At 71.7% G+C, this 17,294-nt stretch carries 10 protein-coding genes and 3 pseudogenes; 4 read left to right on the forward strand and 9 right to left on the reverse strand.

Annotation, left to right across the window (positions count from 1 at the left end; all coding sequences use genetic code 11):
- Nucleotides 1-482: 482 nt before the first annotated feature.
- Nucleotides 483-2,384 carry a sensor domain-containing diguanylate cyclase gene (locus MOTC310_RS01550; RefSeq protein ID WP_331300559.1) on the reverse strand — a complete coding sequence of 634 codons (1,902 nt, stop codon included), beginning with the start codon at nt 2,382-2,384 and terminating at the stop codon, nt 483-485.
- A 530-nt stretch (nt 2,385-2,914) separates the two neighbouring features.
- Nucleotides 2,915-3,577, reverse strand: a complete 663-nt coding sequence (gene rnhA, locus MOTC310_RS01555) for a ribonuclease HI (RefSeq protein WP_331289554.1) — start codon at nt 3,575-3,577, stop codon at nt 2,915-2,917.
- A gap of 492 nt (nt 3,578-4,069) precedes the next feature.
- Between rnhA and MOTC310_RS01560 the strand changes: the two genes are divergently transcribed.
- Entirely contained in the window at nt 4,070-4,639 is a 570-nt protein-coding gene (locus tag MOTC310_RS01560; protein WP_331289459.1) for a fasciclin domain-containing protein, read from the forward strand.
- A 96-nt stretch (nt 4,640-4,735) separates the two neighbouring features.
- Here MOTC310_RS01560 and MOTC310_RS01565 read toward each other — a convergent pair whose 3' ends face one another.
- Both MOTC310_RS01565 and MOTC310_RS01570 read right to left on the reverse strand, forming a co-directional pair.
- The gene (locus MOTC310_RS01565) at nt 4,736-5,407 is read right to left on the reverse strand and encodes an anti-sigma factor (RefSeq protein WP_331300561.1); all 672 of its coding nucleotides are present in this window, start codon (nt 5,405-5,407) and stop codon (nt 4,736-4,738) included.
- A gap of 29 nt (nt 5,408-5,436) precedes the next feature.
- A complete protein-coding gene (locus tag MOTC310_RS01570) occupies nt 5,437-5,988 on the reverse strand; it encodes a sigma-70 family RNA polymerase sigma factor (RefSeq protein WP_331289457.1) in 552 nt (183 codons plus the stop codon).
- 228 nt (nt 5,989-6,216) lie between these two features.
- On the opposite strand from MOTC310_RS01570, the gene MOTC310_RS01575 reads away from it, so the two are divergent.
- Complete coding sequence (locus MOTC310_RS01575) at nt 6,217-8,898, forward strand: PAS domain-containing sensor histidine kinase (protein WP_331300562.1); 2,682 nt, start codon at nt 6,217-6,219, stop codon at nt 8,896-8,898.
- Between the two features lie 345 nt (nt 8,899-9,243).
- Here MOTC310_RS01575 and MOTC310_RS01580 read toward each other — a convergent pair.
- Nucleotides 9,244-9,546 (reverse strand): annotated as a pseudogene (locus MOTC310_RS01580) (methyl-accepting chemotaxis protein); the annotation flags it as partial.
- Between the two features lie 2 nt (nt 9,547-9,548).
- Nucleotides 9,549-9,767 (reverse strand): annotated as a pseudogene (locus MOTC310_RS01585) (class I tRNA ligase family protein); the annotation flags it as partial.
- Here MOTC310_RS01585 and MOTC310_RS01590 point away from each other — a divergent pair.
- Nucleotides 9,690-9,989, forward strand: a pseudogene (locus MOTC310_RS01590) (FkbM family methyltransferase); the annotation flags it as partial. The pseudogenes MOTC310_RS01585 and MOTC310_RS01590 overlap by 78 nt on opposite strands.
- On the opposite strand, the gene MOTC310_RS01595 reads toward MOTC310_RS01590, so the two are convergent.
- Nucleotides 9,986-13,486: a PAS domain S-box protein gene (locus tag MOTC310_RS01595; RefSeq protein ID WP_331300563.1), complete on the reverse strand. Its 3,501-nt coding sequence runs from the start codon at nt 13,484-13,486 to the stop codon at nt 9,986-9,988. The pseudogene MOTC310_RS01590 and the gene MOTC310_RS01595 overlap by 4 nt on opposite strands.
- 254 nt (nt 13,487-13,740) lie before the next feature.
- Nucleotides 13,741-14,286 carry a TetR/AcrR family transcriptional regulator gene (locus MOTC310_RS01600; protein WP_331300564.1) on the reverse strand — a complete coding sequence of 182 codons (546 nt, stop codon included), beginning with the start codon at nt 14,284-14,286 and terminating at the stop codon, nt 13,741-13,743.
- Nucleotides 14,287-14,443: 157 nt separating this feature from the next.
- On the opposite strand from MOTC310_RS01600, the gene MOTC310_RS01605 reads away from it, so the two are divergent.
- Nucleotides 14,444-15,007, forward strand: coding sequence for a sugar O-acetyltransferase (locus MOTC310_RS01605; RefSeq protein WP_331294268.1), 564 nt, complete (start codon nt 14,444-14,446; stop codon nt 15,005-15,007).
- Nucleotides 15,008-15,222: 215 nt separating this feature from the next.
- Here the strand turns inward: MOTC310_RS01605 and MOTC310_RS01610 are convergent, their stop codons facing one another.
- Nucleotides 15,223-16,962, reverse strand: a complete 1,740-nt coding sequence (locus MOTC310_RS01610; RefSeq protein WP_331300565.1) for an outer membrane beta-barrel protein — start codon at nt 16,960-16,962, stop codon at nt 15,223-15,225.
- Nucleotides 16,963-17,294: the final 332 nt, after the last annotated feature.

Here is a 17,294-nt window from a genome sequence, read left to right on the forward strand (position 1 = left end):
CCTTGTCCCATCCCATCGCAAGGACGATCGCGCTGGCCGGCGATGCCCGGGTCGCCGAACGGGGACCGGAGGGATCAGTGCCTGTGATGACGAAGGGCATAGCTTCCCTCCCCGCGTGCAAGCGGGAGCACGCGCCTCTCCGTGCCGTCAGCGCCCGCGGGCCCGGGTGCCGACGACGTGGGGCAACGCCGTGGCGTGTGGACTGTTGCACGTCCGGAACCGGCCGCGGATCTTCCCGGGGTACCGCAAGGGCCGGAAGCGCGCGGCCCGGCGCCGTCCGCTCGGATACGTTGTCGCTCACACGCCGAGGGTCACGCATCGTCCCGGGCGGCCCCGCCACATCCGGCCTGTGCTGGCCGCGGAGCCTGCCCACCGCCGCGACGCGTGCCAGCCGACACCCTCGACTTGCCCGAGCCTCGGACGTGGCCGCCGAGACATCCGACGGACGTGTCCGACGCACCCCGGGTCGTCGCGGTCCGGAGCTATGCGGCGCGGTCAGTCAGATCGCGGGCGGGGTTGAGACGTTCACGACTTCGCTGATCGAGTTGCGCATCGAACAAGCACCACGTTCCGCGTCCCATCGCCTTCGAGCGATAGAGCGCGAGATCCGCATCCCGGAACAGGCGCGCGACGCTCTGGTCTGCACCGTTGGCGCGGGCGATACCGACACTCGTGCCGATCGATACGGTGATGCCATCGATCGTGAAGGGGTCTTGCAGCGCGACGACGATCCGCGCCGCCAGGGCGATCGCCGCCATCGGCTGCGGCTGCGCCGCGGCCGACGCGTCGGCGCCGCAGACGAGGGCGAACTCGTCCCCGCCGAGCCGGGCCAGGAGATCTCCTTCATCGGTCAGCCGGCGCAGACGGTCGGCCACCGCTCTCAGCAGAGCGTCGCCGAGGGGGTGGCCGTGGACGTCGTTGACCTGCTTGAACCCGTCCAGATCGAGCAGGAGCAGCGCTCCCTGCCGATCCCGCTCGGGCGAGGCCAGCAGGCGCCGCGCGGCCTCGTCGAGACGCAGCCGGTTCGGCAGCCCGGTCAGGGCGTCATGGTGCGCCATGTGCGAAATGAGCGCCTCGGCCCGCCGCCGCTCGGTCTCGTCCTCGAACGTGCACACGAGGTCGCCGGCAGCCACCGGCTCGACCGCGACGCCCAGGATGCGTCCGTCCGCGAGCGGGCAGGTCAGCGTCGCGGGCGCGCGCGCCGTCGCCGCCGCGCGGAGTTCCGCCACGAAGAGGGCGACCGGCTGCTGGGGGGCACCGCCGCGGATATGTGTCAGGAGATCGTCGAGGGTTGCGCCCCCGTGCCGGAACGCATCGGGCAGGTCGAAGAGGGCGGCCATGCGCGCGTTGAGGAACAGGACCCGTTCCGCGGCGTCGAAGACGCAGAGCCCCTGGCCCATGCCGTCGAGCGCAGTCCCGAAACGGGCATACTCGTTCTTCAGCCGACGGTCCCCCTCGGCCTCCGCTTCCGCCGCCCTCCGCGCCGCTTCGGATCGGGCCAGCAGGGCCCGGTCGCGGATCTGTCGCGCGTTTGTCCTGAGCAGCGCGAGCAGTGCTCCGGCCAGCATGAGCACGGCGACGCCGAGGGCCGCGGTCTGCCTTCGCCACGCGGTCAGGGTAGCCTCGACGGTGCGGCTCGCGCCGACGATCAGCGGATAGTGGTCGAGCGGCCGTATCGCGATGAAGCGGTCGCGCCCGTCGATCGGCGTGGTCATCCGGGCGACACCAGAGCCCTCGGGGTCGCCCGGCGACCGGCGGAGGCCCGGCACGGCGGGGACGACGCGGCCGATGGCGCCGGGTGGCAGGGGGTGACGAGCCAGCATGGTGCGGTCTTCGGACACCATCGAGATCACGTCCGCCTCGGTCGGCGACACGTTGGCGTAGAGGCGCTCGAAGTACCGCATGTCGACGGCAGCCAGGATGTAGCCCCGCGTCCCGCCCCCGGCGGTCGAGATCCTCATCGCGACGTACAGGGTCATCGACACGCCGTCGCGGGTCCGCACGGACTCGGTGGAGATCGCCCGGGTGCCTGCAGTCGCGGCGAGTTGGCGGAAGAAGGGACGGTCGGACACGTCCCTGTCCGAGACCGGCCAGCGGCGCGACGCATTCAGCAGCGTGCCCCGCCCGTCGACGATCGCGAGGGCGACGATCTGGGGAAGCGCGGACGCCCTCGCGTCCAGGCGCTCGCGGATGACGGCCGTCGTTGCGAGCGCGCTGAGTGCGTCCTCACGCTCGAGGCCCGTCCCTGCGAGACGGTCGCGGAGACCGTTCTCCGCGACCTCGACGGCCAGGAGAGTCCGGTCCGCCTGCTCCGCCAAGAGGGTCGTCAGGCTCCGGAGGTTCCGTTCCGTAGTCTGGACCGTGCTGTCGCGAAGGTCCTTCACGAGGAGACACGCGGCGATGACGACGCAGAGAGCGAGCAGCGAGCCGAGGACGGCAACCGATCGGGGTCCCCGCCAGGCGCGTCGACCGTTCACCGAGAACTGACGCGCCAAAACAACCGATCGCGTCAGGAACGACATGCATCAGCTCGAAACGAGGGAGTCCGCAACGGGCCGCGCGAAGTCGCCAGATAGGCCGTTCGCCGACGAGAGCCGTGAGCCACTATGGGGCCGGGTCGTTGAGAGGGGGTGAACCCGGGCCCTCCGCCGCCCGCGCCGGCCCGCGCACGCCACCCCGATCCCGGCCTCTTCACCCGCCTGGTCGGCTGCGCGCGGCCCTCGGCGGGCCCATCTAAGGCACGTCCGGCGCGCCAGACCCCTCGTCCGGACCGACCCCGCCGACATCCGGGCCGCCGCCGGCCGATCCTCCGGACCGGCCGTCTGCGTCAGTGCACCGGTGTCGGATCCGCGAATGCAGGCGGCGAAGCCGGGACCGGACCGGCGATCGGGCGCCGCCGGAATCGGCCTCGTCCTCACTCCCGGCGCGATCGCAGGCGTGCGACCTCGCTGGGCCCGATCTCGAGGTAGAAGCGGATCGCGTCGTCGACCAGCGCGTCGGGCGTGACACCCGCCGCCTTCGCGGCCCGGGTGACCTGGAGGCCGAGCGCGAGATCGACGCGCAGGTCCGCGCCCTGGCGCGGCGCGGCGGGTGCGGCGGCAGGGGCCGGTATGGGCGCAGCACTGTTCCGCGACTCGAGCTTGCCGAGCTTCGCTTCGCGACGGCCCTGGTGGACGAGCGCGTCGGCGCGCTCGTTGAGACGGTCGCCGGCATGTCCCCGGACCCAGGTCCATTTCACGTCGCGCGCCGCGTTCAGTTCGTCGAGGCGCTTCATCAGGTCGACGTTCTTCACGTCACCCGTCGTCGTGCGCCAGCCCTTGGCCTTCCAGCCGCGCATCCACTCGGTCACCGATTTGACCACGTACTGGCTGTCGCACCGCATCTCGATCGCGGCTCCGGCCGGGAAATGCTCGAGACCCTTGATGGCAGCCGTCAGCTCCATCCGGTTGTTGGTCGTGGTGCCGGGCTCCCCGCCGCACAGCTCGACCGTACCGTCGGGAGCCGCGATGACGACCCCCCAACCCCCTGGCCCGGGATTGGGGTCGCAACCTCCATCGGCGTAAACGATCGTTCGCATCGTGGCGTCAGCCCTTCGGTACGGGGTGGTCGGTGGCAGGCGGCCATCGATGCCCGAAATTGGCTGACAGATGGTATCCCCGATCCACGCCGCGACCGCCGGAGAGCGGCGCGCCGGGTGGCGCACCTGTCACCCGCGCCGCGGGCAGGGCGGGCGTGGCGCTCGTCAGCGGATCGAGGCGGCCGCGAACCGGCGGCTCCTGACGAGGCGGCCGCCCCCCCCCACGGCGCTCAGGCCGAGAGCCGATCGGTCCGGCAAGGCGGGGAACTGCTCGCGACCCGAGCCCGCCAAGACATCCGGAACGCGCTACGCCCGAAAGCAGACGTCAGACACAGGGCGGTCCGCCGCGATGTCACGCCTGAACGGACGCGCCCCGCGCGGAGACAGTGCGGGCTCCGCGCGGCTGCTTCCGACCGGCGAAACTTCCTCTCCGATCGGCCCGTAAGGGCCCGCGTCGCCCCGCCCACAGGGGTTCGGATGGAAGGAAACACGATGCGCACCCAGACCGCCGGCCGCCGCACGGCCAAGGCCCTCGCCCTGACCCTCGCGCTCGGTCTCACCGCGAGCGGCGCCGCCTACGCCAGGAACCCGATGGTCGGCGGCGCGCCGATGTACGCCCAGAAGACCATCGTCGAGAACGCCGTCAATTCGAAGGATCATACCACCCTGGTCGCCGCCGTGAAGGCCGCCGGCCTGGTCGACACGCTGAACGGTCCGGGCCCGTTCACCGTGTTCGCGCCCACCAATGCCGCCTTCGCCAAGCTGCCGCCGGGCACGGTCGAGAGCCTCGTGCAGCCGCAGAACAAGGCGACGCTCACGAAGATCCTGACCTATCACGTGGTCCCGGGCGTCTACACCGCCAAGGACCTGACGGCGTTGGCCAGGAAGGGCGGCGGACAGGGCGTGCTCACCACCGTCGAGGGCGAGCCGCTCGCCGTCGAAGTGCAGGGCAAGAAGGTTCTCGTGACCGACCAGAAGGGCAACACCGCCACGGTGACCGTCCCGAACGTCATGCAGTCGAATGGCGTCATCCACGTCATCAACGCCGTGCTGATGCCGTAAGGCGCGGCGCCCGCGGTCCGCGAGGGCCGCGGGCCTCGGCCGTGTCGCCCTCCGCCGGATCGAACGAGCGCCGGCGGGCGGACCCGCCGCGGCCGGTCAGTCGGCGATGAGCTTGCCGGTGTAGATCACCGGGCCCGTGGGTTGGCCGCTGGGAGACCCCCCGGGCGGCTCGACCGAGACGGCGATCACCCCGTCCGGTGCCGTGCCCTGCGGCAGCCTCACCTGACTGGGTGCCGCCCCGACCAGGCCGAGGGGCTTGGCGCCATCGGCGCCGACGTACCACAGTTCCAGGCTCCGCCCCGCGGGCGCATCGGCGCCGACCGGCCTGACCTGCGCGAGACCGGTCCGCGTGTCGACCCGCACGACCAGTGCCGGCAGCGCCCCGCCCGCCTGCACGACGGCGAAGTAGCGCCCGCCCGCCGGGCTCCGCGGCAGGCCGACCGCCACGAACAGCGCGAGGCCCGCCGCGAGCAGGCCCGATCCCGCCGCGGCCACCTGCCAGCGTCTCACCTGACGGCGCAGGTGGCGGAGCTGGTCCCGTCCCCCGCCGGAAGCGTCGGGCAGCGCGCGCAGCAGCGCCTCGCGGACTCGCGGAGGTGGCGTCACGGGCGGCACGGCCGCCATCAACGGCGCGAGCCGACACTCCCACGCGCGGATGCGACCGGCCGTACCGGGATCCAGGGCCGCCTCGCGCTCCAGCGCCGACCGCTCCTCCGCGTCGAGCGTCCCGAGGGCGTACTCGGCCGCACGCAGATCTTGCGTGGGCATCGGGTCCGTTCCGGCATCGCCGCCGCTGCTCACGAGACCGCCTCCAGGCAGGTCTTGAGGCCCGCGAGCGACCGGTGCAGCCAGGTCTTGATCGTGTTGACCGGGCGGTCGAAACGCCGGGCGAGCTCTTCCCGCGAGTGCCCCTCGCAGTAGGCCAGCACCACGCAGTCCCGGTGCACGGGATCGAGGCGGCCGAGACAGGCCAGGAGGGCGTCCCGGTCCATGAACTCCGCCGCCCCGTCCTGCGGATCGATCAGCCGCGCCACCCAATCCTCGCCGTTGTCCAGTTCCGGACCCTGATGCTCGACTTTCCGCCTCACGCTGTCGATTGCCCGGTTGCGGGCGATCGTGCAGAGCCACGGCAGCGCCGGGCCCGTCTCGGACGAGTAACGACCGGCGGCCTGCCAGATCCGCGTGTAGACGTCCTGAAGCACGTCCTCGGCCATCGCCCGGTCGCGCTGGATACGCAGGATCAGACCGTACAGTTTCGGGCTCGTGAGATCGTAGAGCTCGGCCAGCCGGTCGGCCTTCCCCTGGGCGATGTCGGCAAGCAGCCGGCGCAGCGCGGCGTCGTCGGCCAAGATGGCTCCCCACGAAATCCGAGGCGCCTTCGATCGGACGCCCACCCGAACGCTGCTTTAAACCAAGCCTCCCGACCGTGACGATAGCGTGCGCGCGATAGCCCCCGCTCCGAGCGGCCGGGCGCGGACGCGTTCAAGGTTCCGAGGCGGGGGGCAGCGGCCGGTCGCCGATCTGCCGATCGCCGGAACCGGGTTGAACCGAGTCGCTCGGTGGTGCCCTTTCACGGGATGGATGATCACGCGACCATCGCGGACCTCGAGCGGCGTCTCGCAGCCGCTGAGGCGGCCCTGCGCGAGAAGGCCGATGTCGAGGCCGCCCTGCGGCAGAGCGAAGAGCTTCGCCGCATCGCGGTCGAAGGCGGTCGGATGGGAACGTGGCGCTGGGACCTGCGCGACGCACTGATCTGGGGCGATGCCGCGTTCTTGGGCCTTTGGGGCTTTCCACCGTCGGACGATCCTCGCCCGCTGTCCGACTTCACGGTCCGGATGTCTCCGCAGGGCCGAGGGGAGATGGGTGAGATGGTCACGCGGGCCATCGCTGCGGGGCAGGAATTCGACGGTCAGCTCGCGGTCGTGGCCGGGCTGACCATCGGGCACTGGGTGCGCTGGCGCGGGCGTGCCGACCAGGAGCGGCCGTGGATCGTCAACGGTGTCAGCTTCGACGTCACGGATCAGCAGCTCAAGGGGGAGCGGCTGACCGAAAGCGAGGCTCGACACCGCCTCCTGATCGAGAGCTGGACGCAGGCCGTGTGGGAAACAGACGCCCACGGCGTCGTCACTGCCGACAGCCCGAGCTGGCGTGCCTATACCGGCCAGACCCTGGAGGCGTGGCTCGGCCACGGTTGGCTGGACGCGATCCATCCCTACGACCGGGCCTATGCCGAGCGGCAATGGCGGGAGGCCGTCGCGGCTCAGGGTCTCGTCAACGCCGAGTTCCGCCTTCGAGCGCCCGACGGAGGTTGGCGGTGGACCAATGTCCGCGCCGCCCCCGTGCGCGATGCGCGAGGACACGTCGAGAAATGGGTCGGGATGAACATCGACATCGACGCCCGCAAGCGCACCGAGACGGCTCTGCGCGACAGCGAGGCGCGGCTGTCGGCGGCATTCGCCAGCGTACCGGCCGGGATCGCGGTCATCGACATCGACGGCAAGGTCGTCATCGCCAACGACGAGTACCGCAGGTTTCTACCCAACGGCACGATGCCGTCCCGCGGCCCGGATCGCGGTGACCGCTGGCGGGCCTGGGACGACGGGCGCCTGATCGCGCCGCATGATTATCCGGGCTCGCGCGCGCTCCGGGGGGATCGCGTCGTTCCCGGACTGGAGATGCTCTTCGTCGACGATGGTGGCCGATCGTTCTGGACCAACGTCGCCACCGCCCCGACGTTCGACGCCGCCGGGCAGGTCACCGGCTTCGTCTCCGTCATCAGCGACATCACCGAGCGGAAAGAAGCTCGGGAGGCCGCGCGCCGGGCCGAGGAGGCTTACCGCGACGCGCTGGAACGCCAGGTTCACGTGCGGACCGTGGAACTGACGGCCAGCCGCGATCTGCTCCAGGCCACCATGGACAGCTCCATGGACATGATCCAGGTCTTCGCGGCGATCCGCGACGCCTCCGGGGAGATCGTCGACTTCCGCTGGCTTCTCAACAACCACACCTCCGAGAGCCGCTACGGCGACGTCCGCGGCCAGAGCCTGCTGGAGCGCAATCCCGGCGTGGTTCAGGAAGGGATCTTCGACGCCTTCAAGCGCGTCACCGAGACGGGCGTGCCGTCGAGCGCCGAGCGGCACTACGTGCACGAGCAGTTCGACGGCTGGTTCTTCCAGTCGGCCGTCAAGCTCGGCGACGGCGTGGCCACCACGACCAAGGAGATCACCGCCTGGAAGGCCGCCCAGGCCGAGGTGCTGCGCCTGCAGGAGGAGATGGCGCAGGCCAAGGTCCACGAGAGCGAGGAGCGCCTGCGGCAGTTCGGCGAGGCCTCGTCCGACGTCCTGTGGATGCGCGACGCCGAGACCCTGCAATGGATCTATTTCACGCCGGCCTTCGAGACGATCTACGGCCTCGACCGCGAGACGGCCCTGCGCGGCGACAACATGTCTGGCTGGCTGGACCTGATCGTCCCCGAGGATCGTCAGGCTGTTCTGGACAACATCCGGCAGGTGCGGGCCGGCGGGCCCGCGGCCTTCGAGTACCGGATCCGGCGGCGCGGTGACGGTGCCGTGCGCTGGATACGCGACACCGATTTCCCGATGTGCGACGCGGCCGGGAGGGTCCGCTGGCTCGGCGGCGTCGGGCGGGACATCACCGAGGAGAAGGCGGCCGCGCAGCGCCAAGCGATTCTGGTCAACGAGCTGCAGCACCGGGCGCGCAACCTGCTCGGGATCGTCGCCGCCCTCGCCGACCGGACGGTGAGACAGGGCGGCTCGGTCGAGGCCTTCGAGGAGCGGCTGCAGGCGCTCGGCCGGGCGCAGGGGCTGCTCAGCCAGGGCGGCAGCGATACCGTCGCGGTCGGGAGGCTGGTTCGGACCGAGCTGGCGGCGCACGTGGACGGCGCGGCGGACCGGGTCCGGGTGGCTGGCCCGGAGCTGTTGCTACGGGCCCGGCAGGTGCAGAACTTCGCACTGGCGCTGCACGAACTGACCACCAACGCGGTGAAGTACGGCGCGCTCAAGGCCGATACCGGTCGGCTGAGCGTCACCTGGGCCATCGTCATCGACGATCGCGGCGGCCGGAGGCTGACCCTGAATTGGGTGGAGGAGGGCGTCGCCATCGACCCCGACACCGTCATCCGTCGCGGCTACGGCACGGAGCTGATCCAGGAGGCCCTGGCCTACGCGCTGCGGGCCGAGGTGGACTACACCCTCGGCGCCGACGGTGTGCGCTGCAGGATCGACATGCCGGTCGCCTGAGCGCCGAGAGGCGGGCACTCTGCGGAGCGCAGACGGGTGGTGGGCAGGTGCGGCGGCGACGCCGCCTTCGATGCTTCGCCGTTCAGAGGCGGATCAGCAGAGATCCACCCTGAGCAGCCGTTCCGCAGGCGACCCGCGCCCGACCCGCGTTCGACCCGAGACCGCCTCGGTCTCGTCGGCGGATCGCCCGACCTGTGCCTCACCGCACAAGATCCCCGGCCACCCGACTCTGGACTTGGAGGGGTGGATCTGAGACGGCCCGCTTCCGCCCCCGTCGGGATCAGAAGCGGACGACCCGGCGGAGACCGTGCCCTTCCCCTTGTGCCGGAAATGCCGCGCTGAGGGTCAGGCGACGCGGACGGTGGCGAGGAAGCGGGCGACCTCGGCGCCGAGATGCTCGGATTGCCGCGACAGCTCGGAGGCCGCCGACAGGACCTGCCCGGCCGCCGCCCCCGTCTCCTCCGAGGCCTGCGCCACGCCGGCGATGTTGCCGGTCACCTCGTTGGTGCCGGTCGAGGCCTGCGCGACGTTGCGCACGATCTCCTGGGTCGCCGCGCCCTGCTGCTCCACGGCGGCCGCGATCGAGGTCGCCACGCCGCTGATCTCGCGGATCCGCGCGGTGATGCCCGCGATCGACGCGACCGCCTGCCCGCCGTGCCGATATGGATGTTGCCGTTGGCGTAGGGCGGGCCGTCGTGGAGCACGAATTTCGGCCGGCCCTGTCCGCGGGCGCGCAGCGTCCCGTACAGGTCCATCCGCTTCCAGCGCTCGATGAAGAGCGGCTCGCGCACCGGCAGGCCGGCGCGCATCGGGAACTCGGTCTGCGGCAGGAACAGGGTCTTGGAATCAAGTGCGTTCACAAGAGCAATGGCGTCGAAGTCCTGTTCAATGAGGTTGATATCGGCGAGCTGTCCGGAATGGATGAATTCGCAGCAGGCGATTTTCATTCTCAGTTCCGCCAAGATAAACGACAATACCCAGTCCAAACGATCTCGCTCGACCGTTTTCTCTCCGAGGCACGGGCGCCGAAGCGGATCGACTATATGAGTATCGATGTGGAGGGCGGCGAATTCGACGTCCTGAAGAGCTAGGCCGCCCGCAGCACCGCGATCTCGGCGATCGTGGCGGCCGCCTGGGCCCGGAGCGTCGACAGCAGCGCGGCGACGTCCTCGCCCGCGCGGCAGGCCGTCTCGAAGGCCCGGCAGGTCGCGGCCAGATCCACGAAGCCGATCATGCTGGCCGCCGACACCATGGCGTGCGCGTCCCCCATCAGCCGCGCCCGGTCGCCGTCGGGCGCCGCCGGACCGAACCGCTCGGCGAGTTCCTTCGCCAGCATCGCCAGGAGATCGCCCATCCGCGCGTGGCCGACCATCGCGGTCATCTCGTCCAGGGTGGCGCGGTCGATCGTGCCGGCGCGGCGCGGCGGCTCCGCGCCGGGGGCCGCCCAGCGGTCGATCGCGGCGAGCAGCGCGTCCGCGCGGAACGGCTTGCCGATATGGTCGTCGAGCCCGGCGGCGCGCAGCTCGGCCACCTGCTGCGGCAGGACGTTCGCCGTCATCGCGAGGATCGGCAGGCGGCCGGCGCCGCCCAGGGCGCGGATCCGCCGGGTCGCCGCGATGCCGTCCATCACGGGCATCTGCACGTCCATCAGCACGAGGTCGTAGGATCGCGCCTGGACGGCCGCGACCGCCGCGACCCCGTCGGCCACCACGTCCACGGCGTGCCCGGCGCGCTCCAGGATCATCCGGGCGAGGTCCTGGTTGAGCGGCACGTCCTCGGCCAGGAGGAGGCGGCGGCCGGTCGCGCGGGCGGTCGCCGAGGCCGGCGCGGCCTCTCGGGCGGGCGGGCGGGCGTCGGGCAGGTCTGCCTCGAACCAGAAGGTCGAGCCGTGTCCGACCGTGCTCGCGACGCCGATCGTGCCGCCCATGAGCGTGATCAGGGACTTCGAGATGGCGAGCCCCAGCCCGGTGCCGCCGTACTCGCGGCTGATCGAGCCGTCGACCTGCGAGAAGCGCCGGAACAGCCGGCCGCACTTGTCGGCCGGGATGCCGATGCCGGTGTCGCGGACCGCGAAGCGCAGCCGCGTCCCGCCCGCCGCGCGGCCGGCATCCGGGCTGGCGGCATCTGTGCCGGCGGCATCGGGGCCGGCTCGGACCGACAGGTCGATGCCGCCCGACGCGGTGAACTTCACCGCGTTGTTGAGCAGGTTGAGCAGGATCTGCCGGAGCCGGTCCTCGTCGCCCTCGACCCAGTCGGGCAGCCCCGGGCCGCGGGCGACCGTGAGGGCGAGTCCCTTGCGCTCCGCGGAGGGGCGCACGATCGACACCGCGTTGTCGATCAGCGCCTCCAGGGCGAAGGGCCGCGGCACGATCTCGACCTGGCCGGCCTCGACCTTCGAGAAGTCGAGGACGTCGTCGACCACCGTCAGGAGCGCGGCCCCGGCGGTGCGGATGCGGTCGGCGTTCCGGCGCGCCGCTGGGCCGAGATCCGTCCCGTCGAGGAGCAGGTCGGCGTAGCCGATCACCCCGTTGAGCGGCGTGCGGATCTCGTGGCTCATGGCGGCGAGGAACTCGCTCTTGGCCGCGCTCGCCCGCTCCGCCGCCAGGCACGCGGCATCCGCCGCGGCCTTGGCGGCGAGCAGCGCCGACTCGGCGGCCTTGCGGGCGGTGACGTCGATGTTGAGGCCGATCATCCGCCGCGCCTGCCCGGGCGCGCCGCGGCCGACGCCGTTGATCCAGCGCACGCCCCCGTCCGGGGTGGGGACCCGGAACTCGATCGAGAAGGTCTCCCCCGCGGCCGCGGCCGCCGCGGCGATCTGCATCGCCCGCTCCCCGTCCCCGCGATCGATCAGGGCGAGCCAGTCCTGGGTGTCGAGGGCGTGGTTCCGGTCGGTCTCGATGCCGTGGAGCCGCGCGCTCTCGGGGGACCACTCGATCCGGCCGCTGTCGAGGTCGAGGTGCCAGGTCCCGGCATGGGCGGCCTGCTGGGCGAGGTGCAGCAGGCTGCTGGCAGCCTCCACCTCGCGCCGCGCGGTCACGATCTCGTCGATGTCGAGGGCGGTGCCGAGCATGCCCACCATGGTCTCGCCCTGCCAGATCGGCAGCAGCACGATCTTGTGCCAGCGGTAGTGGCCGTCGTGCCGCTGCAGGCGGCCCTCGACCTCGTAGGGCGCGCGGCGGGTGGGGGCCTCCGACCACAGCCGCTCCATCCGCTCCGCGTCGTCGGGATGGGTCCGGGCGATCCGCGCGGCGCGCGTCGGGCCGATCGGGCCGTAGTAATCCTCGAAGCGCCGGTTGACGTAGGAGGCGTCGCCGGTCTCGATGCTGGCGATCCAGACGAGCTGCGGCAGCGCGTCCGCCAGGGCACGGTAGCGGGCCTCGCTCAGGCGCAGGGCGTCCTCCGCGGCCTTGCGGGCGCTCACGTCGCGCAGGGTCGCGACGTAGCCGTCCGGGACGCCGGTCGCCCGGTCTTGGGTCAGGCTGAACGAGATCTCCAGCCAGACCCAGTGACCGTCCCGGTGCCGGTAGCGCTGGGAGGTCAGGGCGCGGGACGCGCGGCCGCCGGTGAGGTCGTCGAGGACGCGGCGGTACGCGTCGACCTCGTCGGGGTGGGCGAAGTCGAGGGGGTGGGTGCCGATCAGGTCCTGCGGGTCGTAGCCCAGGACGGCGCGCACCGCCGGCGAGACGTAGCGGCGGCGGGCGGTCAGGTCGGACCAGATGATGATGTCGGTGGCGTTCTCGGCCAGCAGCCGGTAGCGGCGCTCGCTCTCCTCCAGGGCCCGCTCGGCGATCCGGTTCTGCGTCACGTCGCCGAAGGTCAGGACCGTGCCGCCGTCCGGCAGGGCCGAGCACCGGACCTCCAGGATCGGGCCGCCGGGCAGGCGCCAGTCGAACAGCGGCGGCAGCGGGCCCCGCGCGCGCCCGGCGGTTCCGAAGCCCGGATCGGACCCGGCCTCCGCGAAGTCGCCGCGGGCGCGCTGGTAGGCGTGGATGTCCGGCAGGGCGACGCCCGCCCGAAGGATGTCGGCCGGCAGGTCGAGGAGGTCCGCGGCGCTGCGGTTGAACGCGCGCACCCGCTGGTCTGCATCGAGGACGACGAGGCCCTGGTCCATGCTGTCCAGCGTGCCGCGCAGGATCATGTCGGTCTCGCGCGCGCGCCGCTCCGACTGGACGAGGTCGGTCACGTCGAGGATGAGGCCGTGCAGGGCGACGAGCGCGCCGTCGGGACCGAACTCGGGCAGCCCCTGGATGATCGCGTCGAGCGCGGTCCCGTCCGGGCGGACGATGCGGGCCCGCGCCTGATAGGGGACCGCCGGCCGGCTTCCCTCCAGGATCCCGTCGATCCGCGCGATCAGGGCCGCGCGGTCGTCCGGGTGGTAGCAGGCGAGGTGCTCGGCGACCGGCAGGTCGCACGCGCCCGGCAATCCGAGCAACCGCGCGAGATTCGCCGACCGGGTTACCCGGCGGGTGCGCGGATCGAGACGCCACTGCCCGAAGCCGGGGGGCCCGTCCCAGGGTGCGGGCGCGCCAGCGGCCTGGGGCGCAACGGGATCCGGCGGCGCGGCCGGGCGGGTCGCGTCAGTCTGCATCGGCGCTTGCGGATCCCTGCCACCGGCGCGGACCGCGCCCAGGCGCGCCGTTGGCGCGCATTGGGTCCAACCTGCTCGCGCGATGGTTGCGGATTCCTTGCCGGCACCGTGCGGCATTCGGCGCCTGTCATCCCCGCGACGACGACCGCTCGCGGGGCCGGCGCGACGGCCGCTCCCGAATACGGTGGACGGGCACCCTGCCGCCGCCAGCCCCGGCGCGCCGGGAGCGTCTCGCGACGCGGACGGGAGCAGCCCTACCGCACCAGCCGCGCGACGATCGCCCGCACCTCCGCCCGGCCCGCCGGATGCGGGTCGACCGAGCGGTGGATCGTCAGGCCCTCGATCATCGCGTCGAGGGCCCTGGCGGTCTCCGGCGCGAAGTGCTGCCCCAGGGCGGCGCGGCTCTTGGCCATCCAGCCCTGCATGACCCGGCGCAGCGGCGGGTTCCGGGCCGCGAAGGCGTAGAGTTCGTAGCTCAGCAGCATCGTGCGCGGACTCGCCCAGATGTCGCTCACGATCAGGTCGACCACGGCCTCGCAGGCCGCGTCGACGGTCGCGGCCGCGGCGAGCCGGTCGGCGAACCGCGCCGAGACCGTGTCGGCGAGCCCGGTGAACGCCTCCGTCAGCAGCGCGTCGAGGCTGTCGAAATGGTAGGTCATGGAGCCGAGCGGCACGTCGGCCGCCGCCGCGACCCGGCGGTGGGTGGTGCCGGCGACGCCGTGCTCGGCGACGACGTCGAGGGTCGCCTGGATGATGCGCGCCCGGCGATCCGGGTCGAAACGGCGCTGAGCGGCGGGCAAGGGGTCCTCCTCGGATCCGGTTCAGGGCAGCCGGGCCGTGGCGCGCCCTTGATATGTACATATGTACGCATAGTTAGGGCGCGCGGTGCCGGTACTGACCGCCCGCGCGGCGGGGCCGGGCCGGGTCGGAGGCGGCCCGGCGCGAGAGGGCCTCACCATGAAGACAGAGATCATGAAGACCCAGAAGCAGAAGATGCTGGCCGGCGAGCTGTACTGCGCCGACGACCCGGAACTGGCCGCCGACAACCGGCGCATCTCGGAATGGATGGACCGGTATAACGCCACGCAGACACGGAGCCAGCCCGAGCGGCAGGCTCTGCTGGAGGAGGCCTTCGCCCGCGTCGGCGCGGGCTGCAACATCCGTCCGCCCTTCCACTGCGATTACGGCTACAACATCCGCCTGGGCAGCGGCGTGTTCCTGAATTTCGGGTGCAGCATCCTCGACGTGGTGTCGGTCACGATCGGCGACATGACGCAGATCGGCACGGCCGTGCAGATCCTGACCCCCGATCATCCGCGCGACCCGGCTCAGCGCCGGCAGATGCTGGAATTCGGCCGGCCGGTGGTGATCGGCGCCAATGTCTGGATCGGGAGCGGCGCCGTCATCCTCCCCGGGGTGACGATCGGCGACGACGCGATCGTCGGGGCCGGCAGCGTGGTGACGCGCGACGTCCCGGCCGGCGCGACCGTGGTGGGGAACCCGGCCCGGCCGCGGCCGTGAGCGGATGAGCGCGCGGGGGTCGGGTGCCGCGCGAGGAGCGGTCCGGCGCGGCCGCCCCAACGGGCAGGCCGGTCTCCCGTCCGGGTCGGATCTGCCAGGGGCGGCCGACGACCCNGATGCCGGGATCGAGGCCCGGGGATCGACCGGTCGGCGCGGCCCGGCGCTTGGCCCGCCGCGCCGGAACGGCCGCGTTCGGGCGCGGGGCGGAGGCCGGGTCAGTCCTTGCGGACCAGGGCCGCCGGAGCGCCTGTCTCGCCGAAGCCGAAATCCGCGAGCCGGTAGGAGAGCTGCGCGAAGCCGCCGTAGCGACCGGTCTCGAACTTCATCGGGCTGGGCGACGAGAACGGGAAGGCCGTCGTGTGCGCCTTGTCGGCCTGGAGCTGCCAGTAGCGGCCGCCGACGCCGACGCTGACGGACGGCGTCAGGTCGTACGCGATGATCCCCTCCAGGAAGTAGCCGTCGCCGTGGCCGCCCTCCGGCCCCGGATTGATGTCGGGCCGCAGCCAGTGCCGGTCGACGCCGCTCAGGCTCACGACCGGCAGGTAGGCGCCTTCCAGGCTCAGCCGGACCCGGTCGAACCGCGCCTCGCCGATCACGCCGACGCGCAGCGCGTTCCACTGCATGCTCTCGCCCAGCGTCTTCATGCCGGTCGGATACGGCCTGGCGCAGGGAGCCCCGCCCGCCACCTGACGGCAGCCGTAGCCGTTATACAGTTCGGACGCGAACTGGTATCCCAAGAAGCCGCCGAGCTTGTACCCGTCCCGGCGCAGCACGTCGTAGCCGAAATCGATCACGCCGTAGCCGATGTCGCCGTCCTTGATCGGCGACAGCGTCTTCGAATAGCGCCGCAGGGCGGGCGGGAAGTCCTCGTCGGCGAGGCGGCCGCCCGTGACGCCGCCCGTCCCGAGGAAGCCCTTGGCGAACAGGCCCGTGGGATTGTGCTCGAGCCGGGCGAAGCTCTCGCCGGCATGCGCCTGGGCGTTGGTGTAGGTCAGGCGGGAATTGAGCTGGCCGGGCGCGTCGGGGTCACCGAGCTTCTCGCGCGGGGTCCCGGCGCTGACGAAGTAGCGGAGGCCGCCCTCGAAATCCCAGGTCGCCGCGCCGCCCGCCGCGCCGCCCGCCGCACCGGCCACCGCGACCGGCGGCAGGACGGGCAGCCCGGCTCCGAACCGATAGTTGAGGCCGACACGGGCCAGGAAGCCGTCCGTCGCGACGCGCGAGCCGGCGTGGTAGCCGGTCAGCACGGGATAGGACGGGGCCGGGAGAACCGCCCGGGAGCCGAGATCATAGTAGAGACCCTCGACCTTGGCGGAGAGGTGCTCGCTGAACGCGTGCTCGACGCCGGCGCCGGCCACGTAGCCCAGGCGTGCCCCGCCCTGACGCCCGTCGAACAGCGGGAGGCCCGACAGCGACAGGTTGTTGTCGGTTCGGATATTGCCCACCGCGAGGCCGCCCGTGGCGTAGACGAGGGTGCGGTCGATGGCGAAGCCGAGCCGGCCGCGGACGGTGGTGAGGTCGTCCAGCCTCTGGCCGGAATGGGCGACGCCGCGGCGATAGAAACCGCCGCCCGCGGCCGGGAAGGCGCCCTCCCGGCGATCGTAGCCCCACAGCCGGGTGAACTGGTGATCCGCCGCGGCGCCGGCGACGAAGCCGGAGTTCAGCTGCCAATCGTAGCCGATCTCGGCGCCGCCGACGAAGCTGGCGTCCGAGGCCCGCTTCGCGGGAACGACCGGGCAGTTCCGCGCGCCGGGCTGTCCGCCCGGACCCGTGCACACGAACTGCGTGGCGCGATCCAGGGCGCCGTAGCCGGCGAACAGGCCGGCATGCGCGCCGGTCCAGGAGAAGACCGGCGGCGCGGCCGGCGCAGCCGGAAGGGGCCGTCGCGGAAGGTCCGCCGCCATCGCGGTCTGCGACAGGAGGCAGAGGAGAAGTCCGGAACTCGAGATCCGATACATGAAATTCCCCGTCGTGCGTAATCGATGGCGCCGACGTTAGTTTCTCTTTGTCGCCGATGGTGCGATTTCTGAAATGAAACGCCAGTCGAGTGCGCGCAGTCATTGCGACGCACTGCTTTTGCTAAGCCACATCTGACTGATTCTGAAGATCGAGAACTTTCTGTCCCGCTTCATGGCTGCGTCAATAAATCGAAAAGATTTAAGCACGGAATGATTGTCGATCAATGATCCGTCGTTTATCGCAATCATTCGGATTAATAATGGATTGTTGCGCGCTTCAATATTGTTTCGGTTGTGACCTAACGTTCGCGTGGATCACTCCGATTTTTCCG

It is taken from the genome of Methylobacterium oryzae, assembly GCF_036441375.1.
GTDB lineage: Bacteria > Pseudomonadota > Alphaproteobacteria > Rhizobiales > Beijerinckiaceae > Methylobacterium > Methylobacterium oryzae_A.